We start from the raw sequence: 25,996 nt of genomic DNA, 5'->3' as shown, positions 1-25,996 counted from the left end.
AGGTTACCGGGCAGCGATGGCAGCTGCCGTGGCAAGCAGCTTTTCGGCTTGCGCAAGATGCAGAAGTTCCACCATTTTTCCGTTCAGGCGCAAGGCGCCACGGCCTGCGTTGGCAGGATCGGCAAAGGCCGCGACAATTGCCTCCGCTTCGGCGACATCGGTGGCGGTCGGTGCGAAAATGCGATTGCAGGGTTCAAGTTGCGCGGGGTGAATGAGGGTCTTGCCATCAAACCCCGAATCGCGCGCCTGCTCGCACTCCGCTTCGAGCCGGGCCGTGTCGTCGATCGCGTTGCAGACGCCATCAAGGATGACGAGGCCGTGCGCGCGTGCGGCGAGGACGGCAATGGTCAGCACGGGAAGGAACGCTCCACGCCCCGGTAGCTGGGCAATGCCGCTGTCCTTGGCCAGATCGTTGAGGCCGAGCACGAAGCCCGCCAGCCGGGTGCGACCTGCACAAGCCGCAATGCGTTCAAGCGCCAGCACCGCGCGCGGCGTTTCGATCATCACCCACAGCGCCACGTCTGCGGAAAAGCCTGCAGCGTCCATGGCATGCGACAGTGCCTCGACATCGCCTGCGTCATCGACTTTCGGCGCAAGGATCGCTTCGACCGGGGCTGAGGCAAGGGCGGTCAGATCGTCGTGCCCCCACGGTGTCGACAGGGCATTGATCCGGGCAATCAGCCTGCGGTGGCCGAACCCTCCGGCTTGTGCCTCCGCGACCAGTGCGGCGCGCGCATCGGCCTTTGCTTCTGGCGCAACCGCATCTTCCAGATCGAGCGCCACCGCATCGCAATCGAGGCTGCGCGCCTTGGCGATGGCGCGCGGGTTGCTCGCGGGCATGTAGAGCAGCGAGCGCAGGGGGCGGGCGTCGGTCATCGTGGGCTCCGGCTATCAGCGTCTGGCATCGGGGACGGCATCGAGCCGCCCTTCCTCGCGCGTCGGCATAGGCGCAAAAAAATGCATGGCAAGAGACAGGACCAGCCAGCCTGCCGCAAAGTGCAGCGCGGTCGTCAGCGAGGACAAGTCTGCCACGCTGCCCCATGCCCAGGCGCCTAGCGCCATGCCGCCGAAGGTCACAGCCTGATAGATCGAGAGACAGCGGCCAAGGATGTCTTCAGGGCTGCGCAACTGCATCGCGACGTTGAGGCTGGTCATCGCGCTGGCCCAGCCCATCCCGCCGATGAAGGCTGCGCCAACTGCCACAGGCACGCTGGTCGCAGAGGCCATCAGCAGCAGCGCCGCGGCGAAGATGACGGTTGCTGCCGTCACCACCGCTTCGCTCCCAAGCCGCCGGCGCACCTTGGAAATCCACAGCGCCGTCACGATCGAGCCGATGCCGAAGCCGCCGAGCATCAGCCCGTAGTCCAGTTCGCTGCCCTTCAGCACGTCGCGCGCGATGCTCGGCATCAGAGCCTGCAGGCCAGCTGCGCCGAAGCCGATGGCAAAACCGCGCAGCAGCACCTTGCGGATTGGCAAGGAGGCTGCACAGAAGCGGATGCCGCGTCCAATCGCAGCCATCATCGGCTCGCGCATCGGCGGAAGCGATTCCGGACGCCAACGTGCCAGCACCACGATCATCCCGACGTAGCTGACCGCATTAAATGCGAAGGCAAGGCTCGTGCTCCACAACGAGATGAGAATGCCGCCAAGTGCCGGTCCAACGCTGCGGGCAAGGTTGAACGAAATGGCGTTGAGCGAGATCGCCTGTGGCAAGTCGGCCCGGTCCACCTGCAGGCGCACCGAGGCCTGCCACGCGGGGCCGTTGAGCGCGGTGCCCATGCCCACCATGAGCGTCAGCACCAGAAGCGACAATGGACCGATGTTGCCGGTATAGGACAGGACCGCGAGCGCGGCCGAGACGACGAGCATCCCGCTTTGCGCGGCGAGCATCACGCGGCGGCGGTCGTAATTGTCGGCAATCGCGCCGGCGAACATCCCCAGCAGCAGGATGGAAATCGTGGCCGATGCCTGCACCAGCGCAACGAGCACATGCGACCGTGTAAGCTCGGTCATCAGCCAGGCCGCACCGACCGACTGGATCATCGAACCGATGTTCGAGAACAGGTTCGCGGTCCAGATCGCGCGGAAGGTGGGATAGCGGAATGGCGCGAGTGCGCTCCCTGAAGGCTTGGTTTCCGGTGGGACTTGCGCTTCTGGCACTACAGGTATCGGACTTTCATCTTCATGCGAACGGGCGCGCCGCCGGTGACGTCAAAGGCTGCCGCTTCGAACTTGGGCGCCGACATCCGGACCGGTGCATCGCGCGAGAAGCCGAAGCCTTCCTTTGGCAGGAACAGCGTCTTGTCCATCTTCTTGTTCCCGTTCTCGTCATGGAGGAGAACGATGGCGTAGCGCCCCGGCATGACATCGCGGATCACCAGCGGGCCGGGCTGGTCCGCTTTCATCGATGCGGTGCGGCGATTGGGGTCCTTGTCGCAGCCTTCGGGAAAGAGCTTGGGGTTGGCGCTCATGCACAGCCAGACCATGCCCTTGGTGTTGCGAAGTCCGGTCAGGTCCACGGTGATCGTGGTCGGCGCTGGAGCATTGCCTGCAAGCAGCAGGGCCAACAGGATGGAGGAGCGCTTCATGGTGCGGACAGTCCCTTGTCTGTGCCGCACAGCCGGTCCCAGTGGCGAAAGTAGAGACCGTAGTTGCAGCGATATTGCTCGTGATGGCGATGGTGGTGGCTTGCCGTTATCAGCCAGTTCCCTGCCCGGGAATGAACAAGCCAGCCGGGGAACATCTCCCAGCCCATGTGATTGGTCACGCCCATCACCGTCATCACCAGCAGAACCAGCCCCAGCATCCCGGCATGGATCGGGATGACGAAAACCAGCGCAGGGATCAGCAACGAGACGATGGCCGCCTCGATGGGGTGGAAGTTCATCGCCGCCCATGCTGTTGGCGGGCGGCTGGCGTGGTGAATCGCGTGGATGTGCCGGAACACCACCGGGCGGTGCATCCAGCGGTGGGTCCAGTAGAACCATGTGTCATGGATCAGCAGGTAGAGCAGCAGCGAGACCGGCATCCACCACAGCGGATAGCTTTGCGGATCGGTGTAGATCCGGGTCCAGCCGCGCTGCTGCCAGCCCCACGCGACGACGCCGGCGGGCACGCCATAGATGGCCGCCGTGGCAAGGCTCCATGTGATTTCCGAGCGAATCTGGCGCTCCAGCCCGGTGTAGTGGCCGGGGCGGACCTTGTGCGTGGCCCATGCGAACAGGCCGCTGGTGATCAGGTAGCGCACCGCGACGATCACGGTCATGGCAATCGCCGAGGCAAGGACGCTGTTCATCGCGGCTGCTATGCCAAGCTTTGGCAGGCGAGGACAGCCCTGCCTTGGGGCAGCGCCCCTTTAACCGAACTGGCCCTTGCGCGGTCCGAGGTAGCCGAACAGGAACGCGCCCACCTTGCGCATCTGGATTTCCTCCGCGCCCTCGGTGATGCGGTAGCGGCGGTGGTGGCGGTAGATGTGTTCGAACGGCTTGTGCCGCGAATAGCCGATGCCGCCGTGGACCTGCATCGCGCGGTCTGCCGCTTCGCAGACCAGCCGATTCGCCCAGTAGTTGCACATCGAGACCTTGTCGGACAGTTCGCGCTCGATCCGCTTGTGCCCGCCCTCTTCGGCTTCGAGCTGGTCCATCGCCCAGGCGGTCTTGCGGATCAGCAGGCGCAGCATCTCGCACTGGGTGGCGAGTTCCACCAGCGGAAACTGAATTGCCTGATTGCGGGCCAACTCCTCGCCGAACGGCTTGCGCTCGCGCGCATAACGCACCGATTCCTCGACGCAGAAGGTCGCCGCACCAAGCGATGACGCCGCCTGCCGGATGCGATTCTGGTGCACGAAGCTCTGCGCGATGGCGAGGCCGCCGCCGATGGGACCGAGGATTGCGGATTCAGGCACCCAGACATTGGTGAACGACACGCGGGGATGGTCGGTCGGCATGTTGAAGGTCCACAGGTATTCCTCGATGACAAGACCTTCGGTGGGATTGGGCACGAGGAAGCAGGTGATCCCGCGTGCATCGCCGTTCTCGCCACTGGTGCGGGCGAAGGTGGCGCAGTGGGTCGCCACGTGCATGCCGGTGGTCCACATCTTCTCGCCATCGATACGCCAGCCGGGCACGCCATCGCGAGTCTCGGGCACGGCGCGGGTTTCCATGTGGGTGGCATCCGAGCCGTGGTTCGGCTCGGTCAGGCCGAAGGCGGTGCGGCGGGTGCGGGCAAAGCCGCCGTTGATGAATTCTTGCTGCTGTTCAGCCGTGCCGAAATGCTCGAACATGTTCACGAACGGAAAGTTGCCGACGATCGAATGCTCGTTCTGTAGGTCGTTGTGCAGGCCAAGGCCCTTGGCGGCAAAATGCTCGCGGATCACGGCCATCCACAGGTTCTGGCCGTCCTTGCCGCCGTACTTCTTGGGCGCTGAGAAGCGCCAGTGTCCGGCGGCATCGGCGAGGCGGGTCGCCTCGACCAGCAGCGCCTCCCATTCGTGGCGGGGCAGGCCCCCGTTGTCGAAATCGGTGCGCGCCCATTCGCGGCGGTGGTCGAAGAAGCGGATGTTGTCGCCCGCCTGCTCGAGCGGCTTGATCTCGGCCTCGATGAAGGCATCGAGTTCGGCAAGGTAGGCGACGAGATCGGCGGGAAGATCGAAGTCCATCAGTGGTGCTCCCAGAGCTTGGCTGCGGCGGCAAGCGCCGGGTACTTGGGCATGTCGGCCGTGAGCGTGGAAAGCACGCGGGTGCGCAAGGTGGCGAGCAGGCCGGGGGTGGCGAGCGACTTGCGCCCTGCCAGCAGGTCATCGGCAATCGCCTTGTCTGCAGGATTGGCACGAACTGCGAGTTCACGACGGACGATGCCCAGCGCATTCTGTGCGACCGCGAGTTCCCAGCGCTCGCGCCCGGCCAGCTTCTCTTTCACCGTTGCGGCAAGCCATTCGGAGACCGCGGTGAGAATTTCAGCTGCTGAAGGTTCGCCATTGCCCGCGTTCGGGACAGGGTCAGGGGTTGGCAATGGCCTGTCCCGCTCCACTTCCGGCGCTTCGCTTTCCAGCAGTAGCAGGAGGTCGAGCTCCTGTTCGGCGCAGCGGCGTGCCACGACCACGCGTTCGAGCGACCTGTCGGTGCCTTCGCGCCAGGACCGGCCCATCGCCAGACAACCCAGCGCCCACCACACGGTGCGATAGACCAGCCAGAAGCGGAACCGGGCCGCGTCGAACGGCTCGCCACCTGCAGACTCATAGGCACGGGCGAGACTGGTGACATCGGTCAGGCCGAAGCCCTGTTTGTCCAGCCGACCGAAGCGCCAGACGGTCATGCAGCCATAAGCGAGGTCTTCGTGGCCATCGCCAAGGTGTGCCAGCTCCCAGTCGAGCACGCCCGAAAGGCGCCCGTTCTCGACCATGAGATTGCCGATGCGGAAATCGCCGTGGACCACTACCAGTGGAGCGGGCGGGGGAAGGTTGGCGCGCAGCCAGGCGAGACCGAGTGAGATGACCGGCCGGTCCCCGCCAGCATCCGCAAACTGCTGTGCCAGCCCCTCCACGCCATCGGCGGGGAGCAGGCGCGGCAGGAATTCCAGCCCAGCGGGATCGAGCGCGTGAATGCCTGCCATCGCCTTTGCGAGATCGTTTGCAAGGTCCGGAGGGGAGGTGAGGGCCACTTCAGGATCGGCTGTGCCCGGCAGGCAGCGCATGATGAAGCCGATGCCCAAGGCGTCTTCGGCTGCAAGTTCGGCCACGACTTCGGGTGCGCGGACGCCTGCGGCATGGGCACGGCGGATCAGTTCGGCCTCGCCCGCCATGTTCAGCGCTCGCCCCGCGATCCATTCCGCCGAAGGTGCGCGGCGCAGGACGAAACGCGCATCGCCACAGCCGAACACCCACGATTCCATGTTGGCGCCGCCCGACAGCCGCTGCAGTCCGCTGATCGGACCCACCACGCCTGCGCGCGCCATGACGGCTTCAAGCAGCCCTTCCATTGCATCTCCAGCTCCGGCGTCACGGCGCCGGTTGAAGACACTATCCTTAACCGATCGATTAAAGTCCAGCGCGAATCGGCAGGGCGAACATGCGGGTCTCAATCCGGTTCCCGACATTGCGCCAACCTGCGCATCAGGCGCGCCGAGGTGCTCGGAAAGGCACTTTGCCAACGATTCGCAATGCGTTACTTACGTTAAAGACGGATAAACCGGGGTCGGGGTACAGCAAGGGCATGAAGTTCCGCACCGCTAGAATCATCGCTGCACTCATGGTCGCAGCTCCCGCGCTCGTCGCTACCGTCCCTGCGGTGCAGAGCCGGGCGACGCTGACCCAGCAGGACCAGCGCGATCTCGCGATCCAGCAGCAGGTCGCAGCCATCGCCGCCGAAGGGCGCGGCCGCATCGGCGTTGCCGCGATGGATCTCGACGGGGGCGGACAGATCTTCGTGAATGCGGACATGCCGTTCCCCATGGCCAGCACGGCCAAGGTGGCAGTTGCCGCCACGTTCCTTGATCAGGTTGAAAAGGGCACGTTCCGGCTCGACCAGCAGTTTCCGATGATGATCCCGGTGCGGGAAACGGGAGCGCGGAGCGCGGAGGCACCACTCCGTTCAGGCAGCGTGATGACAGCGCAGAGCCTGATGGAACTGATGATCACGCGCAGCCACAACGAGGCGACCGACGGGCTGATCCATGCAGTCGGCGGGTATGAGAAGGTCAACCGCTGGCTTTCGGCCAAGGGGATCGTCGGTCAGCGGCTGGATCACACCATGGCCACGCTGGTCCGCGACGATGGCAGGGTAGATCCGGCTCGCGTGATCGACGTGAAGACGTCGAGCACGCCGCGCGCCATGCTCGCGCTGCTCTCTGCAATCGACAGGGGCGGTGCCCTGAGCCCCGAAAGCCGTGCCGTCCTGCTCGATACGATGACCCGGACCAGCACCGGCAAGAACCGCATCCGGGCGGGCCTCCCCGAAGGTACGCTGGTTGCGCACAAGACTGGCACGCTCGCCGGAGTGACTGACGATGTGGGCATCGTTCGCCTGCCCGACGGGCGTCATCTTGCGGTAGTGTTCTTCGTCACCGGGCCTGAAGGGCATGCCGCCCATGCCGGTCTCATCGCGCGGATGATGCGCACGATCTATGACGGTTACAGCGCGCCGCTTGCCAAGAGCACGCAGGACCTTGTCCGCCGCCGCTGATGCATTTCCCAAGTTGGGGTAACTGACGCAGGGAACGTCTCCCTCGAAGGCGTTGTCATGCGTGGGACGCGTTCTGGCGCTACGTCGTCATCACAAGGCCAGAAAAGCGAAAGGGGCGCGGTCCGAAGACCACGCCCCCTCTATCTCGTGTAACCTGCCCTTGCGGGCGGGAATTACATCGAAGCAGCTTCGCTCGCGTCAGCGGCGGCTTCCGAAGCGGTGCCCGAAGCGTCAGCAGCGACGTCGGTTGCAGCGTCGGTTGCTTCAACAGCAGCTTCGGTGGCTTCAGCAGCCGGCTTTTCCGAGCAGCCAGCGAGAGCGAAGGCGGTGCCGGCGACAGCGGCGAGGATGAGCTTGCGCATGCGTTACAATCCCTGGATTGAAGTGAACAGCGCCGGGCAAGCAGCCCGCCGCAAAGCCTACTCAGCCGGTAGACTTCGCGACCCAATTAATCGGCAATTCATCGCGTTGCAAGCACAAGACGTAAGCATTCTGTCGCAGGCTGCGTCCTGTGCGGCCCGCTATGCCTTTTTTTTGCCGGATTTCCGTGCGTTGAGCCGACCTGCGCATACGTCGGAACGTTGCTGAGAGTTCCTCCTGCAACCCCCATGACGCAGCCCTCCGGCCCTGCTAACACCTTCCGATGGACGAAAAGCAGCATCTCTATCTGGTCGACGGGTCGGCCTACATCTTCCGCGCCTACCATCGCCTGCCGCCCCTGACGAATCCGGCGGGAACGCCCGTCGGAGCAGTCTACGGCTACACGACGATGCTGTGGAAACTGGCAGAGGATCTGCACAAGGCCGATGGCCCGACGCACCTCGCGGTGATTCTCGACAAGGCCGGTACCTCGTTCCGCAACGATCTTTACGACCAGTACAAGGCCAACCGTCCCCCGCCGCCCGAGGACCTGGTCCCGCAGTTCCCGCTGATCCGCGATGCGACACGGGCGTTCAGCCTCGCCTGCATCGAGGAAGACGCCCTCGAGGCTGACGATCTCATCGCCTCCTACGCCCGCGCCGCCACGCTGCGCGGCTGGGACGTCACGATCGTCTCGTCCGACAAGGACCTGATGCAGCTTGTCGGCAAGTGCGGCACAGGCGGCGGCTGCGTAGATATGCTCGACACGATGAAGAACCTGCGCATCGATGTGCCCGAAGTGGTCGAGAAGTTCGGCGTCCCGCCCGAGAAGGTCGGCGACGTCCTCGCCCTGATGGGTGATTCGGTCGACAACGTGCCCGGAATCCGCGGCATCGGCCCAAAGACCGCGACGAAGCTGATTCAGGAACACGGAGATCTCGAATCAGCCCTTGCCGCCGCGCCGACGATGAAGCCGGGCAAGCTGCGCGAAAGCCTGATCGAGCAGGCGGACATGGCGCGTCTCTCGCGCGTGCTGGTCCAGCTCAAGGAAGACTGCCCGCTGCCGATCCCGATCGAAGACTTCGCGCTTGGCCAGATTCCCCGCGAACCATTGGCAGCCTTCCTCGAAGAGCATGGCTTCACCAGCCTTCTGCGCCGCCTCGATGACGGCAAGGGCAGCCCGGGTCCGAAGACGCAGCTCAATCCCGCCAAGCCCGAGAACAAGGCGGCGGCCCCCGCCACGACGCAGGACGGCAATCGCCAGCCACTGCCCACGTGGCCCGCGCCCGATCTCTCGACTTATGCCTGCATACAGTCGATCGGCGAGCTCCAGCAGTGGATCGCGCGTGCCTTTGCCGCGCGGGTTGTGGCGGTCGACACCGAAACAAGCGCGCTTGATGCGATGCGCGCCGATCTGGTCGGCGTAAGCCTTGCGCTTGGCCCCAACGATGCCTGCTACATTCCGCTCGGACACGGCGGGCAGGACATGTTCGCGGAAAAGCCGGTGCAGGTGGATCGCGCCGAAGCGCTTGCCGCGCTGAAGCCGCTGCTGGAAAGCGATGCGGTGCTCAAGGTCGGCCAGAACATCAAGTACGACCTCAACATCCTTGCCCGACATGGCATCATGGTCGCGCCCATCGACGATACCATGGTGATGAGCTTCTGCCTCGATGCGGGCCGGGGCGAAGTGGGCCTTGCCGGGCACGGCATGGACGAATTGTCCGAACGGCACCTGCTGCACACCACGATGAAGTTCAAGGACCTTTGCGGCACGGGCAAGAAGGCGATTTCCTTCGCCGAAGTGCCACTGGCGGATGCCACGCGCTATGCCGCCGAAGACGCTGACGTGACCTGGCGCCTCCACCGCCTGTTCCAGCCCCGGCTGGTGGAGGAGGGCGGCATGCGCATCTATCAGAAGGTTGATCGGCCGCTCGTGCCCGTCGTCGCGATGATGGAGCGCAACGGCATCAAGGTCGATCGCGAGCGCCTTGCGGGGCTCTCGTCCGAATTCGCCACCCAGATCGCCCGCCTCGAAGGCGTGATCCACGAAGCGGCGGGCATGGCATTTACCATCGGCAGTCCCAAGCAGCTTGGCGAAGTGCTGTTCGACAAGCTTGGCTACAAGGGCGGCAAGAAGGGCAAGACCGGCCAGTATTCGACAGACCAGTCGGTGCTCGAAGGCCTTGCCGCGCAAGGGGCCGAAGTCGCCACGCTGGTGCTGGAATGGCGCCAGCTGTCCAAGCTGAAATCGACCTACACCGATGCACTGCAGGCCGCGATCAACCCCGATACCGGGCGCGTCCACACCAGCTACAGCCTTGTCGGGGCACAGACCGGACGCCTCTCGTCCAACGAGCCGAATCTCCAGAACATCCCGATCCGCACCGAGATCGGGCGCCAGATTCGCGATGCTTTCGTGGCAGAGCCCGGAAACGTGCTGCTTGCCGCCGACTACAGCCAGATCGAGCTGCGCCTCGCCGCGCACATGGCCGATGTCCCGGCGCTCAAGGAGGCTTTCGCTGCTGGCGAAGACATCCACGCGCGCACTGCGATGGAGATGTTCGGCACGGTGGACCGCGATACGCGCGGCCGCGCCAAGACGATCAACTTCGCCATCCTCTACGGCATCAGCCGTTGGGGCCTTGGCGGACGTCTCGGCGTCAGTGCGGACGAGGCTCAGGCGATGATCGACCGCTACTTCGAACGCTTCCCCGGCATCCAGCGCTACATCCACGAGACGCTCGAGAGCGTGCGTGAGTGCGGCTATTCGCAGACGCTGTTCGGCCGCAAGACGTGGTTCCCGCGCATCAACTCCAAGAACCAGGCCGAGCGCCAAGGCAGCGAGCGCGCCGCGATCAACGCGCCGATCCAGGGTACCAGTGCCGACATCATCAAGCGGGCGATGGCCCGCATGATGCCCGCTCTGACCGAAGTGGGGCTGGGCCACGTGAAGATGCTGCTGCAGGTGCACGACGAACTGGTGTTTGAACTGCCCGAGGCAGACGTGGCTGCGGCAAAGCCTGTGATCGAGCGGGTGATGGCGACGGCGGCAGAACCAGCGGTCAAGCTCACCGTGCCGCTGGGCGTGGAAATCGGCACCGGCCTGTCATGGGGCGCGGCGCACTAGGCCCATCTTTCTCCCCTCCCGCAAGCGGGAGGGGCTAGGGGTGGGCATCGGCGACAGCCGATCAGTTCAGCGCCGCGTACCGCGCCAGATCGTCAGTACCAAGCGTCAGGACCTGCTCGTTCGGCACCGAGTTGGTCAGCGCATAGAACGCCGCTGCCTTGTCCGCCGCCAGTCCCATCTCGCGATAGTAGTCGAGATAGGCACGGTTGACCGGGGCAGAGGCTGCAAAGTCGTCGGGTTCGTGCCCGTCCTCGTCGATCCACGAATGGACCATGAATTCGGCGTCAGGAGCGGCGCTGCGGCTCGCGCCTGCCAGAAACAGTTCGACCGCACCTGAGCGCACCGATCCGTGGTCGGGCACATGCGTGGCGATGCCCTGCGCGCGGATCATCCGGCCAAGGCGCAGATTCGCGAAATCGTCGACCGTGCCGGGGCAATCGGGCATTTCCAGCACGCGGATGCCGGGAAAGGCGCGCAGCATCTTCTGGAAGTCGGTGGGGGAATAGCTGTCGGTCTCGGCCACCAGCGCCGCGCGATTGCCGTCGAGCACCTCGAACGGCCCGAAGCTCGCCACGCCCTTCACATCAGCGAGGGCAGGGGTGAGAGCGGGGCCGACAAGGCGCTCCGATCCCGGCTCCTCGACTTCAACGACCGTCGTCTCGGTCCAGGTGACGCCGTTCTCGACCCATGACCGCGTGGAGACCTCGCGCGCCAGCACAGGCTGGCACACGAGCAGCGCGCAGAGTGCAGGCAAGGCGAGGCGGCGCAGCATAGTCTTAAGCTTTCCGCCCGACCGGATTGCCGAATTGCCAAGGAACGGGGTTAAATTCGGTTCACCGTGTTTTCTGTAGAGCGGTTCCGCCCGGGATGCCTCGGAAATGGCAGCATCCCGGCCCCAAGACCCGCCCGAAGGCGCTACGATCCGTATTGTCCCTTATCGGGCAGGAGGATGCATGGTCGCGCTGGTATCGACGGTTGCCTATCTCGGGCTCGAGGCGCGCGCGGTGGAAGTGCAGTGCCAGGTCGCCCCCGGCCTCCCCGCGTTTCGCGTCGTCGGCCTGCCGGACAAGGCCGTGGGCGAAAGCCGCGAACGGGTGTCCTCTGCGCTCTCCGCGCTCGGCCTTGCCCTGCCGCCCAAGCGGATCACCGTGAACCTCTCCCCGGCGGACCTGCCCAAGGAAGGCTCGCACTATGACCTGCCGATTGCGCTCGCGCTGCTGGCAGCCATGGGCGTGGTCGATCTCGAACAGATCGCCGATTACGTGGCGGTGGGCGAACTGGCACTCGACGGCCGGGTGCTGCCGTCGCCCGGCGTGTTGCTGGCGGCATTGCACGCCAGTGGCGAGGACAAGGGCCTGATCTGCCCGGCTGCGCAAGGGCCCGAGGCGCGCTGGGCGAGCGGTATCGACGTGATCGCCGCGCCTGACCTGATCGGCCTGCTCAACCACCTCAAGGGCACCAGCCGCCTGCCGCAGCCCACACAGGGCGTGGCAGACCCGCCCCGCCGCATGGCCGATCTCAAACAGGTGAAGGGGCAGGAAACCGCCAAGCGCGCGCTGGAGATTGCTGCGGCTGGCTCGCACAACCTGCTGATGTCAGGTCCTCCAGGTGCCGGAAAGTCGCTGCTGGCCTCGTGCCTTCCCGGCATCCTGCCCGAACTGACTCCGGCAGAGGCGCTCGAAGTCTCGATGGTCGCCTCGGTCGCGGGCACGCTTGAGGACGGGCGGATCAGCCGGGCCCGTCCTTTCCGCGCGCCCCATCACTCCGCCTCGATGGCGGCGCTGACGGGTGGCGGGCTGAAGGTCCGTCCCGGGGAGGTCAGCCTTGCCCATCTCGGCGTGCTGTTCCTCGATGAACTGCCCGAATTCCAGCGCGTGGTGCTTGATTCCCTGCGCCAGCCTCTCGAAACCGGCGAGGTCACCGTGGCCCGCGCCAATGCCCATGTCACCTTCCCGGCGCGGGTCCAGCTGATTGCCGCGATGAACCCTTGCCGCTGCGGACATCTTGGCGATCCCGCGCTCGGCTGCAGCCGGGCCCCGCGCTGTGCTGCGGATTACCAGTCAAAGGTCTCAGGTCCCCTGCTCGATCGCATAGACCTCCACGTCGAAGTCGACCCCGTGTCAGCCGCAGATCTTGCCCTGCCGCCGCCCGCTGAAGGTTCGGATCAGGTGGCCGCGCGCGTGGAGCGGGCAAGAGCGGTGCAGACAGCCCGCCTCGAAGGTACAGGCATGCGCAGCAACGCCGAACTGAATGGGGATCTGCTCGACGCTCACGCCACGCCGGACGAGCCGGGTCGCAAGCTGCTGGCCCAAGCCGCCGAAGCGATGCGCCTTTCCGCGCGCGGCTATACCCGCATGTTGCGCGTCGCCCGCACCATCGCCGATCTGGCAGGCGTGGAGACGGTGGGCCGCATTCACGTAGCCGAAGCACTCAGCTACCGGCGGGTCGCGCGTCGTGCTTAAAGATTCCGCCCGAGGAAGATCAGCAGCATCGCCCCCACCACCGATGCAAGGCACCCGGCCCGATTGACGCCCTCGCCGAACGTACCGCCCGATTTCCAGCTGGCGAACACGCCCGCAACCAGCGCACCGCCCACTCCGAGCAGGATTGTCTTGAGCAGGCCGATGTCCACGGCACCAGGATAGAAGAACCGCGCCAGCACGCCGACGACCAGACCGGTGAACACGATCGAGACAAGATTCAGCACACGCGCACTCCATTCCTGTGGACACCACATATGGTGGCGGTTGACCGGTTCTTGTCCACAATTTGCTGAGCTGCGTGAAAAATATTTCGACGAACGTCATTTGCCACTTGAAGTGCCGCTCTTCCCACGCGTCGCTGCACTGCAGCATGGCATTTCGAGCGACGAAGCGAATCGGGCGTGCGACGAATCGAGTCCTAGTCCGGACGTTTACCCTCTTGTGTCTGATTCCGGTTGAGGCACTATAGGTTGTGGTCGGGCTTCAGGGGGACCTCTAAACCTAGTTTAGAGCGTTTGGGCGTGTTTTGCGCGCATTGGCAACGCTTTGCCTGCGCTCAGGGCATCAAGGCCGTGATCAGGCGTTTTCGGGGCAGAGCGTTGCGGGACATTGTCGTTCCACTTTCGTTCCGTCTCCTGTAGGATCGGGATATCGCCCGATTCGAGTGTGGATTTAGGCCCGGCCCTCATGGTTGTCGGGCCTGCGAACGGGGGTTGCGACGTGGATTTCAGGACTGGAGACGGCTCCGTGGTTGCGCAGGACGAACTGGCGCTTGCAGGCGCCCCGGCATCTGCCGGTGAGGCGAAGGCAGTGGACATGAACAGCAAGGACGCGGGCAGCGAGGCTCTCGTGGCAGGCATGGCGGCAAGCGTTGCGGCAGCGGCCGTCGCGGCTGCGCCGGTCAGCGATTCCAAGAAGGTCAATCCGCGCCGTTTCACCATCGTCACCGACGATTCCCGCGATGCGCTCCTCACCGATTTCGGCAAGGACACGCTGGACGACCGCTATCTCCTGCCGGGCGAGAAGTATCAGGACCTGTTCGCCCGCGTGGCCGATGCCTATGCCGATGATCAGGACCACGCCCAGCGTCTTTACGACTACATCTCGAAGCTGTGGTTCATGCCGGCAACGCCGGTCCTGTCGAACGGCGGCACCGGGCGTGGTCTGCCGATCTCGTGCTACCTGAACTCGGTGGATGACAGCCTCGAAGGCATCGTCGCCACCTGGAACGAGAACGTCTGGCTCGCCTCGCGCGGCGGCGGCATCGGCACCTATTGGGGCAAGGTCCGTGGCATCGGCGAGAGCGTCGGCCTCAACGGCAAGACCAGCGGCATCATTCCTTTCGTGCGCGTGATGGATTCGCTCACGCTGGCGATCAGCCAGGGCTCGCTGCGCCGTGGTTCGGCTGCCTGCTATCTTGACGTCAGCCACCCGGAAATCGAGGAGTTCCTCGAAATCCGCAAGCCTTCGGGCGACTTCAACCGCAAGGCGCTCAACCTCCACCACGGCGTGCTGCTGACCGACGAGTTCATGGAAGCCGTGCGCGATGGTTCGGAATTCCACCTGCGCAGCCCCAAGGACGGCTCCGTCCGCGCCACGGTCGATGCGCGCTCGCTGTTCCAGAAGCTGGTCGAAACCCGCCTCGCCACGGGTGAGCCCTACATCGTGTTCAACGACACGGTGAACCGCATGATGCCCAAGCATCACCGCGATCTGGGCCTCAAGGTCTCGACCTCGAACCTCTGCTCTGAAATCACCCTGCCGACGGGCCGCGACCACCTCGGCAACGATCGCACTGCGGTGTGCTGCCTGTCCTCGCTCAATCTCGAAACCTGGGACGAGTGGAACGCGGACAAGCGCTTCATCGAGGACGTGCTGCGCTTCCTCGACAACGTGCTGCAGGACTACATCGACCGCGCGCCCGACGAGATGGCCCGCGCCAAGTATTCGGCCATGCGCGAGCGTTCGGTCGGCATGGGCGTGATGGGCTTCCACTCCTTCCTCCAGCTCAAGGGCATCGCCTTTGAAAGCGCGATGGCCAAGGCGTGGAACCTCAAGATGTTCAAGCACATCGCCGCCAAGGCCGACGAGGCTTCGCTGGTGCTGGCGCAGGAGCGCGGACCGTGCCCCGATGCGGCCGACATGGGCGTGATGCAGCGCTTCAGCTGCAAGATGGCGATTGCCCCTACCGCATCGATCTCGATCATCTGCGGCGGCACGTCTGCCTGCATCGAGCCGATTCCGGCCAACATCTACACGCACAAGACCCTCTCGGGCTCGTTCGTGGTCAAGAACCCCTATCTGCAGAAGCTGCTGGCCGGAAAGAGCAAGGATTCCACCAATGTGTGGAACTCGATCCTCGAACACGGCGGCTCGATCCAGCACCTCGATTTCCTCTCGCCAGAGGAAAAGGCCGTCTACAAGACCAGCTTCGAGATCGATCAGCGCTGGCTGCTCGAATTCGCGGCAGACCGCACGCCCTATATCGACCAGGCCCAGTCGCTGAACCTCTACATCCCGGCCGACGTCGACAAGTGGGACCTGATGATGCTGCACTTCCAGGCATGGGAGAAGGGCATCAAGTCGCTCTACTACCTCCGCTCGAAGTCGGTCCAGCGCGCAGGCTTTGCCGGCGGCGTCGAGGCGGACAACACCGCCGAAGCGCCCAAGATCGAGCTGTCAGCCGGCGAGACCGACTACGAGGAATGCCTGGCCTGCCAGTAATGGCAGTCCAGTGACCTTGGACGCCTGAGAGCGCTCATGCCACGTCCGGCAGCCAAAGCACGTCCCGAGACGTCCAGGCGGCTGCCGGAAAGCAGCGCCTTGTTACATCCCGCGACACTTTGCGGCTGGCGCAGACTTGCGACAATCCGCGACAAGACTTGTGCTTGCACGATCCCAGGCAGGCCCGCTAAGGCGGTTTTGTCTAATCTTGCGATCAATTCGCATTATCAAAGGGGTCCGTTACATGCGCAAGTGGCACCGCTGGATCACGGTGTTTTTCGGGGTCTTCATGATCTGGATGGCCTTCACGGGCGTCGCCAGCCACGTGACCGCGCTCTGGCCAGCAGGCGAACAGGCCGGGCCACCGCCGGTTCCGCAGGGCTTCGTCTGCCCCGAAACCATGATGTGCCGCCCCAAGGCACCTCCGGGCGGGATGAAGTCGCTGGTCGGCTGGTTCCACCATCTGCACTCGGGCGAGGAATTCGGCCCTGTCGGAACGGCGATCTCGCTGATGACCGGTCTGGCGCTGATGTTCTTCAGCATCTCGGGCCTGTGGATGTACTTCTCCATGTGGAAGAACCGCAAGGACCGCAGCCTCAAGCCCGGCTGGTTCTGGAAGTAATTCACTCGAATTTTTGCGGCGCCGGCTCGCTCCCCCGGCCCGGCTACCTCGCAGGTATGCTCTGGGTGGCCGGGCCGGGGGAGCGGGCCGGTGCCGCAAGCCTTCCGCGGATGCGGAAGGCGCACCTTACAGAACAGAAAAACGCCCCGCTTTTCAGCGAGGCGCTCTCCGGCCGCAATGTGCGACCTGGTCCCGAAGGGGGCGGGACGTTCTTGCAGTCCGCAGCCGGACGGCGAGAGCCCCTCGCTGCCTTGCCGGACTTATTCTTCCTCGAGCATGCCCCAGGCAACATCGCCGTTGGCCGAAAGGCGCACCTTGTCGCCCTCCACTTCGGCGATCAGTCCGCTGGAGAGATAATGGTGGTGACCCGAATGGGTTCCGCCCTCATGCCCGGCGTCATTCTCGCGCCGGGTGAGCTTGATGCGGTGGCCGTCCATGTGATCGACGGTGCCGACATGGGTGCCGTCAGCGCCGATCACTTCCATGTGCTCCTGAATCTGCGAGGACCAGTCGCGGCTGCCCGCATCAGCACCGGTCACGTTGCGCGAGTCGTTCGGTTCATATTCGCCCATGGCAATTCTCCTGCGAATTCATTGGCTTTGAGCGGGCAAGGTCTCTCGCCCGCCGCTTTCAATCCAACCGTCCGCAGCCCCGCCCGTTCCGGTGTCTGGCGGCCCTTCGCGCCAGTGCGACGGCCCGCATCGCCAGCCCGAGCGTTCCTGCCCCAAAGGACACGATTCTTAGGCGTGGAAAACGCCGCCACTATCCCCGGCAGAGGCCCCCCGCGCGCTTTCGCCAGACCCTGACAGACCCTACATTGACAGAATCAGCACAGGACACCGCCCATGCCCCTTCTTGAAGCCCGCAACACCTACAAGCCCTTCGAATACCCTTGGGCCTACGAGTTCTGGAAGCGCCAGCAGCAGATCCACTGGATGCCGGAAGAAGTGCCGCTGGGCGAGGATTGCCGCGACTGGGCGCAGAAGATCTCGGACCATGAGCGCAACCTGCTGACGCAGATCTTCCGCTTCTTCACCCAGGCCGACGTGGAAGTGCAGAACTGCTACCACGAACAGTACGGCCGCGTGTTCAAGCCGACCGAGGTCAAGATGATGCTCGCCGCCTTCTCCAACATGGAGACGGTGCACATCGCCGCCTATTCGCACCTGCTTGACACCATCGGCATGCCTGAAAGCGAATACGGCATGTTCCTCGAATACGAGGAGCTGAAGGCCAAGCACGATTACCTGCAGACCTTCGGCGTCGACAACGACGAGGACATCGCCCGCACGCTCGCGATGTTCGGCGGCTTCACCGAAGGGCTGCAGCTCTTCGCCTCGTTCGCCATGCTGATGAACTTCCCGCGCTTCAACAAGATGAAGGGCATGGGCCAGATCGTCTCATGGTCGGTCCGTGATGAATCGCTCCACTGCGAAGGCATCACCCGCCTGTTCCACGCCTTCGTCAAGGAACGCGGTTGCCTGACCAAGGCGGTGAAGGAAGACATCATCGATTGCTGCCAGAAGACGGTGCGCCTCGAAGACGCCTTCATCGATCTCGCCTTCGAACAGGGCCCGGTCCCGGGCATGAGCGCCAAGGAAATCAAGCGCTACATCCGCTACATCGCCGACTGGCGCCTCAGCCAGCTCGGCCTGCCCGCGATCTACATGATCGAAGACCACCCCCTCCCCTGGCTCGCCCCGCTGCTCAACGGCGTCGAACACGCCAACTTCTTCGAAACCCGCGCCACGGAATACTCGAAGGCGGCGACCAAGGGTGACTGGAACACGGTATGGTCGAGCTTCGACAAGCGGCGCAGCGCCAAGTCGGCCGCGAATGCCGAAGCGCCGGTTGAGGTGGATGTCGATATGTTCGGCGCTGCGGGGATCGCGGCGGAGTGATTTTGGCGGAGTTGAACAAGTAAAAAAGGGGGGCGGGCGTGCATTATGTTTACTCCCCCCCTCCCCAGTGCCCAAGATGTAGATGATGAGTTCAAAGCTTTATGACACAAGTTTCGGCAGCGCATAACGAGCCTAATAATAGTATCGTTTTCTCTGCGGAGAGATTGCCGCCTGCTGCCTGGCAGGCCATATACTACCACCTTAGTAAAAAAACTGAAACAAATAGAAGACTGTATTCCGGTTCTTTTGAAATTGAAAAGTCTCACATAGTAGATCTTGTGCGTAGGCTTGAACAAGCTATTGTCCCTTTATCGCCAACTGCACAGAAAACAGAAATTTCGATAAATTTTAGACATGACTCATCCGAGAACTTGTCTGATTTATCTAAGTTTTCCGATATAAATGTGGAACACAAGGGAAGTCCAACAAAAAGTATTGCCATTGATTTTGATTTTGTAATCTGTCCAGCGACGGAATTCAAAGTAGAAAAGAATATTCCGCAGAAATTCAAGGTATTTATACTTCTAGATCAGGATTTCTTTCATGACAAAGATCCTGAGCAGGCAGGATTCTTTGATGACGGCGTCGCTGGAAAAAACATCCTGTCTGTTATAGAGTATTCAGATTATGTTATATCGCGCAGTCTTCGGATGGCAATCGATGAATGGGTTGATACACTTACAAAAAGGCATCCTTCTTATATCCTGAAGGCGATACCAAAGTTCGTAAAATTTTCACGCGGTTCCATTCCGTATGTGCTTTCCTCGGCAGCTATCTTCCCAATCATAGGCGTCGATTTTGATGGCTCTGAGAAGATTATTTCAATCGTGACTCTTGCAGTGATGATTGCAATCTTGACTCTCGGTCTATCAAAATTTTTCGTCCGTTGGGTTTTGGACGCGGTCGCCAAAATTCAGCCGACAACTTATCTGCTAATCACCTCAGGTGATTTGAAGCGAAAGAGGGAAATAGAAGAAACCATACGAAGAAGGTCACGTATATTTGGCTTTATCTCTGTTGCCGTAATTACGGCATTTATTGTCGGGGTTTTCTCTGGCGTAACTGCGAATGCTATCGGTAGATTCCTTTAGTCTCAGTCGCGAATGATTGATGCCCACCCCCGGCCCCTCCCGCTTGCGGGAGGGGGGAAGAAGGGGGTCTTGTTTGTGCGGGTGGTGGGGCGCTCTTTCGGACAGGTGGCTGACCATCGTTGCCGCACCAACCTCACCCCCTTGTGCAGCCTCTTGCCCCCCTCCCCCCTTCGACAGGCTCAGGATGAGCGAGAGGGGTTGGGGGTGGGCATCCGGCGTCAGCTGGACCGGTCCTGGCGGCACGCTTCGATGGCAAGCCTGATCGCGGTGGCCACGCCTTCCACATTTTCGCGCACATCGGCGTTGGTGAAGCGCAGGACCTTGTAGCCAGCGTCGCCCATGAATCGGTCCCGCGCCGCATCGTGGGCAAGGCGCAGGTCGTGGCTGTGACCGTCCAACTCGACCACGATCATCAGTTCCCGGCACAGGAAATCGGCGAAGTACGGCCCCACCGGCATCTGGCGGCTGAACTTCGCGCCCAGCGCTCCGCCTGAAAGATAGCGCCAGAGCAGCCGCTCCATCGGCGTCGCCTCGCGTCGCAGGGTGCGGGCGCGGTCGGTGTTGCGGGGTTTGAATTCTCGCATCTTCGGCAGGGTGGCGCGAGTGGGCTTGGCGGCAATGGGAGATGATGCGGGAATGGTGGGTTTTTGTTCGCCTGTTCGGCGAATGCCCACCCCCGGCCCCTCCCGCTTGCGGGAGGGGGGAAGAAAAGGGATCCATCGTTTCAAGCTGCACTCGTTGCCTTCTGGCCCCCCTCCCGCAGGCGGGAGGGGTTGGGGGTGGGCATCCGGCGACAGCCGGACCGTTCAAGCGCAACGCCAGAACCTTGCACCGACCCCACCGCTCCCTTAACGCCGCCAAATGGAACTAGACGACCAGCTCCGCCGCTATTTCGGCACCGACGATCTTGCCGCCACCACGCCCGCCGTGCTCGAAGCCGGGATCGAGCGGATGCTGGTGGATTTCGGGCTGGAGAAGGACCGCGCGCGCAGGTTCGGGTTGTGGACCTTGCTGCACATGCTGGGCAGCGCCCCAGATCTTGACGTGGCGTTCAAGGAAGCGGCGGATCGCGATGCGGCGCGCGATTTCATGGATATGGTCGATCGTGCCGCAAGCGCTGGCTGATCTGCCGCTGCCGACGATGGCGGGTGCCTGGCTCGCGCTGGTCAACCTCCACACCTTCACCGCGTTCTGGTTCGACAAGCGCGCCGCACTGCGTGGCACCTGGCGCACGCCCGAATCCAGCCTGCTGATGGGCGCCTTCCTGGGCGGCACGCCGGGTGCATTCCTTGCCCGACGCCTGTTCCGGCACAAGACGCGCAAGCAGCCCTTTGTCGGCCAGCTTTGGACGATCGCTTTTCTCCAGATCGTGGGGCTGGGCGGCGCGCTCGGCTGGTATGCGGGCGGGATGCTCCAGCACTGACGCAATCGCCGTTTGACGAGGCCTGCCATTGCGCGCAATCTTTCCGCCGGACTGGGAGGATCAGCTTATGCCGGCGCTGTTCTGGGGTTTCGTGGCAATCGTTGTTCTCGTGCTGGGGCTGGCGCTGCTCGCGCTCAAGCCACAGGGACCGGCGCGCGAAAGCCGTCGCGAATCCGGTGACAGTGCGGGCGGAATGTGGTGGGCCACCGATGCCGGCAGCGGCGATTGCGGCGATGGCGGCGATGGCGGCTGCGACTAGCACTCCCCTCGCTTTGCCACGCAAAAAAGGGCGGCTTCCCCCCGGATGCCGCCCCTCCCGTCACCCGCCGTAGCGGGGAGAGAACTTCGCTCAGGCTGAAGCCTGCTTCCCGTAACGGCGACGCGCGACCAGAGCCGCTGCGGCCGCGCCGAACAGGATAACCATCGAAGGCTCGGGCACTTCGGTGCCGCTGCTGGTCGACGACGTGGTCGTGCCGCCGTTCGAGCTGGTGGTCGCGCCGCTCGACGTCGAGGTGGAGGACGAGGTCGAAGATGAGGTTGACGAAGAGGTTGACGAAGAGGTCGAGCTGCTGGTGCTGCTCGATGTCGAGGATGACGTCGACGAGCTCGAGGCAACGTTGCCCGAGGACGTGGACGACGAGGTCGACGAACTCGTGCTGACGTTGCCTGAAGAGGTGCTGACGTTCCCGCTTGAGGTCGAGACGTTGCCCGAGCTGGTGCTGACATTGCCCGACGAGGTGCTGACCGAGCCGCTCGAGGTGCTGACGTTGCCCGAGGAAGTCGAGGTCGAGGTGGAAACGCCGCCGGTCGAAGTGGAGACGCCACCGGTGGTGGTCGAGCTGGTGATGCCACCCGAACTGGTCGAGGTCGAGCCGCCCGAGGTCGACGAGGACGTCGAACCACCCGAGGTGGAGGAGGAGCCGGTGCTGGTGGAGGACACGACGACGCTGCCGCCACCGCCGCTGCTGCCACCGAAGAACCCGCCGAAGAAACCGCCGCCGAACCCGCCGATGCCGCCGCCGCCGATCACCACCGGCACGCCGCCACCGGTCGATCCAGTGGGCTGCGGGGGCATGGGCGGCATGTAGGGCACGGGCACCATCGCCATCTGCGGTGCGGGTTCGCAGGTCTTGGTCGTGGTCGTCGTCACCACGCGGCGCGCACGGTGAACGACGCGCTTGGCCGGGCGCTGGGCAATGCGCTTGGCAGGCTTGGTCGTCTTGACCTTGACCGGCTTCACGTGGTGGATCTCGCCCTTGGAAGGGGCTTCCGACACGTGCACCGCACCGCCGCCGAGCATCGCGCCGCCTGCGGCCGCCGCTGCCAGTTTTGCCAATGCCATCCGAACCGACATGATCGTTGCTTTCGTTCTCGTTCCAGGCGGAGGGCTATCAGACGCAGGTTAATGCTCTGCTGACCCTTCCTTACCTGTCGAAGAACGCAGATGGGCAACGCAGGAGCAATGGCGTTAACCGTCTTCCAAGCCTTGAATCTGCCCGAAAACGGGACCGCAGCCGAGCTGCGGTTAACTCTGTGCCAGAATGGGACCGAACCGGGCGGTGGGATGAAGGCTGGAGTTGACGGTAAGTAACCCTTGGGTTACATGTAACCTTGAAGTTACATATCATCAGGGAGTGCCAAGCGATGTCCGATTCTGCCGAAGCCGCCGATCGCCTCAGCGCGCGGCGCGTACGCGTGATGACGGCGGTGATGATCATCTTCGCCGCCCAGTCCGCGCGCCCCCCTGTCGACATGCCGCAGCGCACCGTCGAATACGTCGGCCATTTCGCCTGGCTCGCGCTGGCGCTGGTCATGCTGCTGATCCTGCGCACTGGCGGCATGTGGCTGCGCGACCCGGTGGCGCGGCGTCTTTCGAACGATGAAGTTACGCGGGCGAACCGGGCCGAGGCGATGGAATGGGGTTTTTCCGCAGCCATGGCGACCGCGATTGTCGGAGCAGTTGTCGCCTCGCTCACCGCAATGCCTTCGGTCTTTGCCTTGCGCATGGTCATTCTCGCAGGAATGTTCGTCGCAACCATGCGCTTCGTCCGGCTGGAGCGTGACGCGCTTGCCTGAGAGACTCACCAATAACCTCAAGGCAACTCGCGAAGGCAAAGGCTGGACTCAGGGGCAACTCGCCGAGGCAATCGGGGTATCGCGCAAGACCATCAACACGGTCGAGAACGAGGTGTTCATCCCCTCCACGGTCATCGCGCTGAAGCTCGCGGCAGCTCTCGGCAAACCGGTCGAGGAGCTATTCCGGCTGGTCGAAGAGTGAGGGTGTGGACCCGGTTGGCGGGGTAAGACCAAGGTGCTGCCACCCCCGATCATTCAGGCACCGCCCCCGCGCCGTGCGGGCGATCATGCCGAGCTGGATCAGGTAAGGCTCGATCACTTCTTCGATCGTGTCGCGCGGTTCGGACAGGCCTGCGGCCAGCGTTTCGACGCCAACCGGGCCGCCCTTGTAGATGTCGGCAATCATCGTCAGGTAACGGCGGTCCTGCAGGTCGAGGCCGATCTTGTCTACCTCGAGCCGGGTCAGGGCATTGTCGGCAATCCCTTGCGTGATCTTCTCGGCGCCTGCCACTTGCGCAAAATCGCGCACGCGGCGCAACAGGCGTCCGGCGACGCGGGGGGTGCCGCGCGAGCGGCGGGCGATTTCGGTGGCGCCGCCCTTGTCGATGCCGATGCCCATCAGCGAAGCCCCGCGCGCGACGACGCGTTCGAGTTCCTCGACCGAGTAGAACTGCAGACGCACCGGAATGCCGAAACGGTCGCGCAGCGGGGTCTGCAGCAAGCCTTGCCGCGTGGTCGCGCCGATCAGGGTGAAAGGTGGCAGGTCAATCCGCACAGACCGCGCCGAGGGGCCTTCGCCGATAATGAGGTCGAGCGCGCGGTCTTCCATCGCCGGATAGAGCACTTCCTCGACCACGGGATTGAGACGGTGGATCTCGTCGATGAACAGGACGTCACCGTGCTCGAGATTGGTCAGCAGCGCCGCCAGATCGCCCGCCTTGGCGATGACCGGACCGGAAGTGGCGCGGAAATTGACGCCGAGTTCGCGCGCGATGATCTGCGCGAGCGTGGTCTTGCCAAGGCCCGGCGGGCCGAAGAATAGCACATGATCCATCGCCTCGCGCCGCATCTTGGCGCTTTCGATGAACACCTGCAGGTTGTCCTTGGCCGCCGCCTGCCCGACGAACTCGGCCAGCGTCTTGGGCCGCAGCGCGGCATCCTGATCCTCGATCTGCGAAGCGGGGGAGAGGAGGGGGTTATCGGTCATCTGTCCTGGCAATTCTGTGCGGCGTAATCCCAGGACCCGCCGGCATCGAGGCAACTGTCGATGGCAACCTCAGCACTTCCAAAATGCCAAATGAGCGCCAAGCCGCCCGCAAGCGAGCCGAGTAGCAACATGCGTTTCACCCCGCCGCCCTTTTCAGCGCCACCCTCACCAGATCGTTCAGCCCCGCATCCTCGCCCAGTTCCTTCACCGCAGCGGCCACGGCGGAGCTTGCCACCGCAGGTTTGAAGCCAAGGTTCTGCAATGCCGAAACCGCATCCGCGCTGGCGTTGCCGGGAGGCGGGGAGAATACTTCACCGTTGCCCATGCCGACTGGAGAGGCGTAGCCTGCGAGGCCGCCGGCCTTGTCCTTCAGCTCGTTGACGATGCGGCTGGCGAGCTTTGGGCCGACGCCGTTGGCGCGGGCGACCATGGCGCTGTCTCCGTGGGCGCAGGCGCGTTGGAGTTCTTCGATCGAGAGGGCCGAAAGAATGGCCAGCGCCACCTTGCTGCCGACGCCCTGCACCGCCGTCAGCAGGCGGAACCAGGCGCGTTCCCCGGCGCTGGTGAAGCCGATCAGGCGCTGGTCGGTCTCGCTCACCTGCATTTCGGTGTGGACGACCACCTTGTCGCCCCGGATGCCTAGGTGGGTCAGCGTCTTGGCAGAGCACTGCACGAGATAGCCGACGCCGTTCACGTCGATCACGGCCCAATCGGGCCCGGTGTCATCGAGAATGCCTGTCAGCTTGGCGATCATGGTTTGTTCCTATGGCAGGGAACTCGGGAACGGGCAAGCGGGCGAATGGCCGCGAGCTTTCCATAGACTATGTCGTCCCGGCGAAGGCCGGGACCCATTGCTTCTCGGGTGTGCGAAAGTCGTGGGTTTCGGGCATGCAGTGAGGTCATGGGCCCCGGCATTCGCCGGGGTGACGGGGGATGCGGGATGACGCGGGAAAGGAGGCGGGCGTCAGCTTGGGGTCAGCGATGGCTGCCGAGCATGTTGCCGTGGGTGATCGCCACGGCGAGGGCATCGGCGGCGTCTTCGCCTGCAAGGTGCACGCCCGGGAGCAGGATCTTGAGCATGTGCTGGACCTGCTGCTTTTCCGCGCCGCCCGTGCCGACCAGCGCCTTCTTGATGACCTTGGTGGGGTATTCGGCCACCGGGATGCCCGAGCGCGCCACGGCGACCATGGCGACGCCACGCGCCTGCCCAAGCTTCAGCGTCGACTGCGGATTGACGTTGACGAAGATCTCTTCGACCGCGCCGCTATCGGGCTTGTAGATATCGATCACGGCGGCAAGCGCGGAATCGAGTTCGACAAGGCGCTCTGCCATGGTCGCCTTGTTGTCGGTGCGGATCTGGCCGTTGGCGACGTGGCTGAGGCGACTGCCTGACTTGGCGATGACGCCCCAACCGGTCACAGTGAGGCCGGGGTCAATCCCGAGGATGATCATGTCAGAGCTTCAGTCCGAAACGCGGGGCCAGTTGCATCATCGCAAGGTAAAGCAGCACCGTCAGCAAGCAGCCTGCGACAAGCGCTATCCAGAAGGACACGCCATGGCGCAGCAGTACGGGGATCAGCAGGAACATCGGCAGGCTCGGCAGCACGTACCAGAAGGTCGCCTCGGCATGGATCGCCATGTTCTCGGCATCGGGGCGGGCGTTCCACAGGAACACCATCCCGAGCACCGAGACGAGGGGCAGCGATGCGATAAGGGCCCCGACGGTGGGGAGCTTGCGCCCGATCTCGGAGATCAGCGCGATCAGGAGTCCTGAAAGCACGGCCTTGATGGCTAATGGCATCAT

At 63.7% G+C, this 25,996-nt stretch carries 29 protein-coding genes; 13 read left to right on the top strand and 16 right to left on the bottom strand.

The genetic code is table 11. From position 1 onward, the window contains the following. Positions 1–3 precede the first annotated feature (3 nt). From ACZ1JX_RS14410 to ACZ1JX_RS14385, 6 genes are read right to left on the bottom strand one after another with little or no spacing between them, the layout of a single operon-like run. Positions 4–876, bottom strand: coding sequence for an HpcH/HpaI aldolase/citrate lyase family protein (locus ACZ1JX_RS14410; RefSeq protein ID WP_465124207.1), 873 nt, complete (start codon positions 874–876; stop codon positions 4–6). A gap of 15 nt (positions 877–891) precedes the next feature. Beyond that, the gene (locus ACZ1JX_RS14405) at positions 892–2,160 is read right to left on the bottom strand and encodes an MFS transporter (RefSeq protein WP_465124206.1); all 1,269 of its coding nucleotides are present in this window, start codon (positions 2,158–2,160) and stop codon (positions 892–894) included. Next, the gene (locus ACZ1JX_RS14400) at positions 2,160–2,588 is read right to left on the bottom strand and encodes a DUF2141 domain-containing protein (RefSeq protein WP_465124205.1); all 429 of its coding nucleotides are present in this window, start codon (positions 2,586–2,588) and stop codon (positions 2,160–2,162) included. The genes ACZ1JX_RS14405 and ACZ1JX_RS14400 overlap by 1 nt, the downstream gene beginning before the upstream one ends. Further along, on the bottom strand, positions 2,585–3,295 hold the full coding sequence (locus ACZ1JX_RS14395; RefSeq protein ID WP_465124204.1) for a sterol desaturase family protein: 711 nt from the start codon (positions 3,293–3,295) through the stop codon (positions 2,585–2,587). Before ACZ1JX_RS14395 ends, ACZ1JX_RS14400 begins: the two co-directional genes overlap by 4 nt. A gap of 60 nt (positions 3,296–3,355) precedes the next feature. Then, positions 3,356–4,657, bottom strand: coding sequence for an acyl-CoA dehydrogenase family protein (locus ACZ1JX_RS14390; RefSeq protein ID WP_465124203.1), 1,302 nt, complete (start codon positions 4,655–4,657; stop codon positions 3,356–3,358). Then, positions 4,657–5,976: a phosphotransferase gene (locus ACZ1JX_RS14385; protein WP_465124201.1), complete on the bottom strand. Its 1,320-nt coding sequence runs from the start codon at positions 5,974–5,976 to the stop codon at positions 4,657–4,659. Before ACZ1JX_RS14385 ends, ACZ1JX_RS14390 begins: the two co-directional genes overlap by 1 nt. 233 nt (positions 5,977–6,209) lie before the next feature. Here ACZ1JX_RS14385 and ACZ1JX_RS14380 point away from each other — a divergent pair, with 233 nt between their 5' ends. Continuing rightward, positions 6,210–7,178: a serine hydrolase gene (locus tag ACZ1JX_RS14380; protein ID WP_465124200.1), complete on the top strand. Its 969-nt coding sequence runs from the start codon at positions 6,210–6,212 to the stop codon at positions 7,176–7,178. A gap of 173 nt (positions 7,179–7,351) precedes the next feature. Here ACZ1JX_RS14380 and ACZ1JX_RS14375 read toward each other — a convergent pair whose 3' ends face one another. Beyond that, positions 7,352–7,540: a hypothetical protein gene (locus ACZ1JX_RS14375; protein WP_465124199.1), complete on the bottom strand. Its 189-nt coding sequence runs from the start codon at positions 7,538–7,540 to the stop codon at positions 7,352–7,354. On the opposite strand from ACZ1JX_RS14375, the gene ACZ1JX_RS14370 reads away from it, so the two are divergent. Continuing rightward, positions 7,539–7,766 carry a hypothetical protein gene (locus tag ACZ1JX_RS14370; protein WP_465124198.1) on the top strand — a complete coding sequence of 76 codons (228 nt, stop codon included), beginning with the start codon at positions 7,539–7,541 and terminating at the stop codon, positions 7,764–7,766. The genes ACZ1JX_RS14375 and ACZ1JX_RS14370 overlap by 2 nt on opposite strands. 55 nt (positions 7,767–7,821) lie before the next feature. After that, positions 7,822–10,665, top strand: coding sequence for a DNA polymerase I (gene polA, locus ACZ1JX_RS14365; protein ID WP_465124197.1), 2,844 nt, complete (start codon positions 7,822–7,824; stop codon positions 10,663–10,665). Positions 10,666–10,726: 61 nt separating this feature from the next. On the opposite strand, the gene ACZ1JX_RS14360 is transcribed toward polA, so the two are convergent. Then, positions 10,727–11,437 carry a hypothetical protein gene (locus tag ACZ1JX_RS14360; RefSeq protein WP_465124196.1) on the bottom strand — a complete coding sequence of 237 codons (711 nt, stop codon included), beginning with the start codon at positions 11,435–11,437 and terminating at the stop codon, positions 10,727–10,729. Positions 11,438–11,618: 181 nt separating this feature from the next. Between ACZ1JX_RS14360 and ACZ1JX_RS14355 the strand changes: the two genes are divergently transcribed. Next, complete coding sequence (locus ACZ1JX_RS14355; RefSeq protein ID WP_465124195.1) at positions 11,619–13,127, top strand: YifB family Mg chelatase-like AAA ATPase; 1,509 nt, start codon at positions 11,619–11,621, stop codon at positions 13,125–13,127. On the opposite strand, the gene ACZ1JX_RS14350 is transcribed toward ACZ1JX_RS14355, so the two are convergent. Further along, a complete protein-coding gene (locus ACZ1JX_RS14350) occupies positions 13,124–13,372 on the bottom strand; it encodes a GlsB/YeaQ/YmgE family stress response membrane protein (protein ID WP_465124194.1) in 249 nt (82 codons plus the stop codon). The genes ACZ1JX_RS14355 and ACZ1JX_RS14350 overlap by 4 nt on opposite strands. Before the next feature lie 463 nt (positions 13,373–13,835). On the opposite strand from ACZ1JX_RS14350, the gene ACZ1JX_RS14345 reads away from it, so the two are divergent. Beyond that, the gene (locus tag ACZ1JX_RS14345) at positions 13,836–15,872 is read left to right on the top strand and encodes a ribonucleoside-diphosphate reductase subunit alpha (protein WP_465124193.1); all 2,037 of its coding nucleotides are present in this window, start codon (positions 13,836–13,838) and stop codon (positions 15,870–15,872) included. Positions 15,873–16,032: 160 nt separating this feature from the next. Then, the gene (locus ACZ1JX_RS14340) at positions 16,033–16,494 is read left to right on the top strand and encodes a PepSY domain-containing protein (RefSeq protein ID WP_465124192.1); all 462 of its coding nucleotides are present in this window, start codon (positions 16,033–16,035) and stop codon (positions 16,492–16,494) included. Between the two features lie 260 nt (positions 16,495–16,754). On the opposite strand, the gene ACZ1JX_RS14335 is transcribed toward ACZ1JX_RS14340, so the two are convergent. Continuing rightward, positions 16,755–16,979, bottom strand: coding sequence for a DUF2171 domain-containing protein (locus ACZ1JX_RS14335; protein ID WP_465126424.1), 225 nt, complete (start codon positions 16,977–16,979; stop codon positions 16,755–16,757). A gap of 360 nt (positions 16,980–17,339) precedes the next feature. Here ACZ1JX_RS14335 and ACZ1JX_RS14330 point away from each other — a divergent pair, with 360 nt between their 5' ends. Next, complete coding sequence (locus tag ACZ1JX_RS14330) at positions 17,340–18,395, top strand: ribonucleotide-diphosphate reductase subunit beta (protein ID WP_465124191.1); 1,056 nt, start codon at positions 17,340–17,342, stop codon at positions 18,393–18,395. A gap of 101 nt (positions 18,396–18,496) precedes the next feature. Further along, a complete protein-coding gene (locus ACZ1JX_RS14325; protein ID WP_465124190.1) occupies positions 18,497–19,486 on the top strand; it encodes a hypothetical protein in 990 nt (329 codons plus the stop codon). A gap of 218 nt (positions 19,487–19,704) precedes the next feature. Here ACZ1JX_RS14325 and ACZ1JX_RS14320 read toward each other — a convergent pair whose 3' ends face one another. Continuing rightward, positions 19,705–20,070 carry an endonuclease domain-containing protein gene (locus ACZ1JX_RS14320; RefSeq protein ID WP_465124189.1) on the bottom strand — a complete coding sequence of 122 codons (366 nt, stop codon included), beginning with the start codon at positions 20,068–20,070 and terminating at the stop codon, positions 19,705–19,707. A 277-nt stretch (positions 20,071–20,347) separates the two neighbouring features. Between ACZ1JX_RS14320 and ACZ1JX_RS14315 the strand changes: the two genes are divergently transcribed. The 3 genes from ACZ1JX_RS14315 (at position 20,348) to ACZ1JX_RS14305 (ending at position 21,168) form a co-directional block, all read left to right on the top strand. Continuing rightward, complete coding sequence (locus tag ACZ1JX_RS14315; RefSeq protein ID WP_465124188.1) at positions 20,348–20,611, top strand: hypothetical protein; 264 nt, start codon at positions 20,348–20,350, stop codon at positions 20,609–20,611. Further along, positions 20,559–20,909 carry a DUF1294 domain-containing protein gene (locus ACZ1JX_RS14310; RefSeq protein WP_465124187.1) on the top strand — a complete coding sequence of 117 codons (351 nt, stop codon included), beginning with the start codon at positions 20,559–20,561 and terminating at the stop codon, positions 20,907–20,909. Before ACZ1JX_RS14315 ends, ACZ1JX_RS14310 begins: the two co-directional genes overlap by 53 nt. A gap of 67 nt (positions 20,910–20,976) precedes the next feature. After that, entirely contained in the window at positions 20,977–21,168 is a 192-nt protein-coding gene (locus ACZ1JX_RS14305) for a hypothetical protein (RefSeq protein ID WP_465124186.1), read from the top strand. Between the two features lie 90 nt (positions 21,169–21,258). Here ACZ1JX_RS14305 and ACZ1JX_RS14300 read toward each other — a convergent pair whose 3' ends face one another. Beyond that, a complete protein-coding gene (locus ACZ1JX_RS14300; RefSeq protein ID WP_465124185.1) occupies positions 21,259–22,263 on the bottom strand; it encodes a PEP-CTERM sorting domain-containing protein in 1,005 nt (334 codons plus the stop codon). A 290-nt stretch (positions 22,264–22,553) separates the two neighbouring features. Here ACZ1JX_RS14300 and ACZ1JX_RS14295 point away from each other — a divergent pair, with 290 nt between their 5' ends. Beyond that, the gene (locus ACZ1JX_RS14295; protein WP_465124184.1) at positions 22,554–22,985 is read left to right on the top strand and encodes a hypothetical protein; all 432 of its coding nucleotides are present in this window, start codon (positions 22,554–22,556) and stop codon (positions 22,983–22,985) included. Then, the gene (locus ACZ1JX_RS14290) at positions 22,978–23,187 is read left to right on the top strand and encodes a helix-turn-helix transcriptional regulator (RefSeq protein WP_465124183.1); all 210 of its coding nucleotides are present in this window, start codon (positions 22,978–22,980) and stop codon (positions 23,185–23,187) included. The genes ACZ1JX_RS14295 and ACZ1JX_RS14290 overlap by 8 nt, the downstream gene beginning before the upstream one ends. Here ACZ1JX_RS14290 and ruvB read toward each other — a convergent pair. The 4 genes from ruvB to ACZ1JX_RS14270 form a co-directional block, all read right to left on the bottom strand. Then, the gene (gene ruvB, locus ACZ1JX_RS14285) at positions 23,164–24,192 is read right to left on the bottom strand and encodes a Holliday junction branch migration DNA helicase RuvB (RefSeq protein WP_465124182.1); all 1,029 of its coding nucleotides are present in this window, start codon (positions 24,190–24,192) and stop codon (positions 23,164–23,166) included. The genes ACZ1JX_RS14290 and ruvB overlap by 24 nt on opposite strands. Before the next feature lie 136 nt (positions 24,193–24,328). Further along, a complete protein-coding gene (ruvA, locus tag ACZ1JX_RS14280; protein WP_465124181.1) occupies positions 24,329–24,946 on the bottom strand; it encodes a Holliday junction branch migration protein RuvA in 618 nt (205 codons plus the stop codon). Positions 24,947–25,167: 221 nt separating this feature from the next. Beyond that, positions 25,168–25,644 carry a crossover junction endodeoxyribonuclease RuvC gene (ruvC, locus tag ACZ1JX_RS14275; protein WP_144904288.1) on the bottom strand — a complete coding sequence of 159 codons (477 nt, stop codon included), beginning with the start codon at positions 25,642–25,644 and terminating at the stop codon, positions 25,168–25,170. Between the two features lies 1 nt (position 25,645). Beyond that, positions 25,646–25,996: a DUF3147 family protein gene (locus ACZ1JX_RS14270; protein WP_465124180.1), complete on the bottom strand. Its 351-nt coding sequence runs from the start codon at positions 25,994–25,996 to the stop codon at positions 25,646–25,648.

The organism is Novosphingobium sp. BL-A-41-Hi4A-0G, assembly GCF_055521735.1.
Note: the sequence above shows the minus strand (reverse complement) of the source record. Positions and strands in the feature narration are given on the sequence as shown.

Coding starts and splice junctions, on each gene's coding strand:
- ACZ1JX_RS14410 (WP_465124207.1), bottom strand. CDS start 876: ATGACCGACGCCCGCCCCCTGCGCTCGCTGCTCTACATGCCCGCGAGC.
- ACZ1JX_RS14400 (WP_465124205.1), bottom strand. CDS start 2,588: ATGAAGCGCTCCTCCATCCTGTTGGCCCTGCTGCTTGCAGGCAATGCT.
- ACZ1JX_RS14395 (WP_465124204.1), bottom strand. CDS start 3,295: ATGAACAGCGTCCTTGCCTCGGCGATTGCCATGACCGTGATCGTCGCG.
- ACZ1JX_RS14390 (WP_465124203.1), bottom strand. CDS start 4,657: ATGGACTTCGATCTTCCCGCCGATCTCGTCGCCTACCTTGCCGAACTC.
- ACZ1JX_RS14385 (WP_465124201.1), bottom strand. CDS start 5,976: ATGGAAGGGCTGCTTGAAGCCGTCATGGCGCGCGCAGGCGTGGTGGGT.
- ACZ1JX_RS14380 (WP_465124200.1), top strand. CDS start 6,210: ATGAAGTTCCGCACCGCTAGAATCATCGCTGCACTCATGGTCGCAGCT.
- ACZ1JX_RS14370 (WP_465124198.1), top strand. CDS start 7,539: ATGCGTTACAATCCCTGGATTGAAGTGAACAGCGCCGGGCAAGCAGCC.
- ACZ1JX_RS14375 (WP_465124199.1), bottom strand. CDS start 7,540: ATGCGCAAGCTCATCCTCGCCGCTGTCGCCGGCACCGCCTTCGCTCTC.
- polA (WP_465124197.1), top strand. CDS start 7,822: ATGGACGAAAAGCAGCATCTCTATCTGGTCGACGGGTCGGCCTACATC.
- ACZ1JX_RS14360 (WP_465124196.1), bottom strand. CDS start 11,437: ATGCTGCGCCGCCTCGCCTTGCCTGCACTCTGCGCGCTGCTCGTGTGC.
- ACZ1JX_RS14355 (WP_465124195.1), top strand. CDS start 11,619: ATGGTCGCGCTGGTATCGACGGTTGCCTATCTCGGGCTCGAGGCGCGC.
- ACZ1JX_RS14345 (WP_465124193.1), top strand. CDS start 13,836: ATGGTTGTCGGGCCTGCGAACGGGGGTTGCGACGTGGATTTCAGGACT.
- ACZ1JX_RS14335 (WP_465126424.1), bottom strand. CDS start 16,979: ATGGAAGTGATCGGCGCTGACGGCACCCATGTCGGCACCGTCGATCAC.
- ACZ1JX_RS14330 (WP_465124191.1), top strand. CDS start 17,340: ATGCCCCTTCTTGAAGCCCGCAACACCTACAAGCCCTTCGAATACCCT.
- ACZ1JX_RS14325 (WP_465124190.1), top strand. CDS start 18,497: ATGACACAAGTTTCGGCAGCGCATAACGAGCCTAATAATAGTATCGTT.
- ACZ1JX_RS14320 (WP_465124189.1), bottom strand. CDS start 20,070: ATGCGAGAATTCAAACCCCGCAACACCGACCGCGCCCGCACCCTGCGA.
- ACZ1JX_RS14315 (WP_465124188.1), top strand. CDS start 20,348: ATGGAACTAGACGACCAGCTCCGCCGCTATTTCGGCACCGACGATCTT.
- ACZ1JX_RS14310 (WP_465124187.1), top strand. CDS start 20,559: ATGCGGCGCGCGATTTCATGGATATGGTCGATCGTGCCGCAAGCGCTG.
- ACZ1JX_RS14305 (WP_465124186.1), top strand. CDS start 20,977: ATGCCGGCGCTGTTCTGGGGTTTCGTGGCAATCGTTGTTCTCGTGCTG.
- ACZ1JX_RS14300 (WP_465124185.1), bottom strand. CDS start 22,263: ATGTCGGTTCGGATGGCATTGGCAAAACTGGCAGCGGCGGCCGCAGGC.
- ACZ1JX_RS14295 (WP_465124184.1), top strand. CDS start 22,554: ATGTCCGATTCTGCCGAAGCCGCCGATCGCCTCAGCGCGCGGCGCGTA.
- ruvB (WP_465124182.1), bottom strand. CDS start 24,192: ATGACCGATAACCCCCTCCTCTCCCCCGCTTCGCAGATCGAGGATCAG.
- ruvA (WP_465124181.1), bottom strand. CDS start 24,946: ATGATCGCCAAGCTGACAGGCATTCTCGATGACACCGGGCCCGATTGG.
- ruvC (WP_144904288.1), bottom strand. CDS start 25,644: ATGATCATCCTCGGGATTGACCCCGGCCTCACTGTGACCGGTTGGGGC.
- ACZ1JX_RS14270 (WP_465124180.1), bottom strand. CDS start 25,996: ATGATGCCATTAGCCATCAAGGCCGTGCTTTCAGGACTCCTGATCGCG.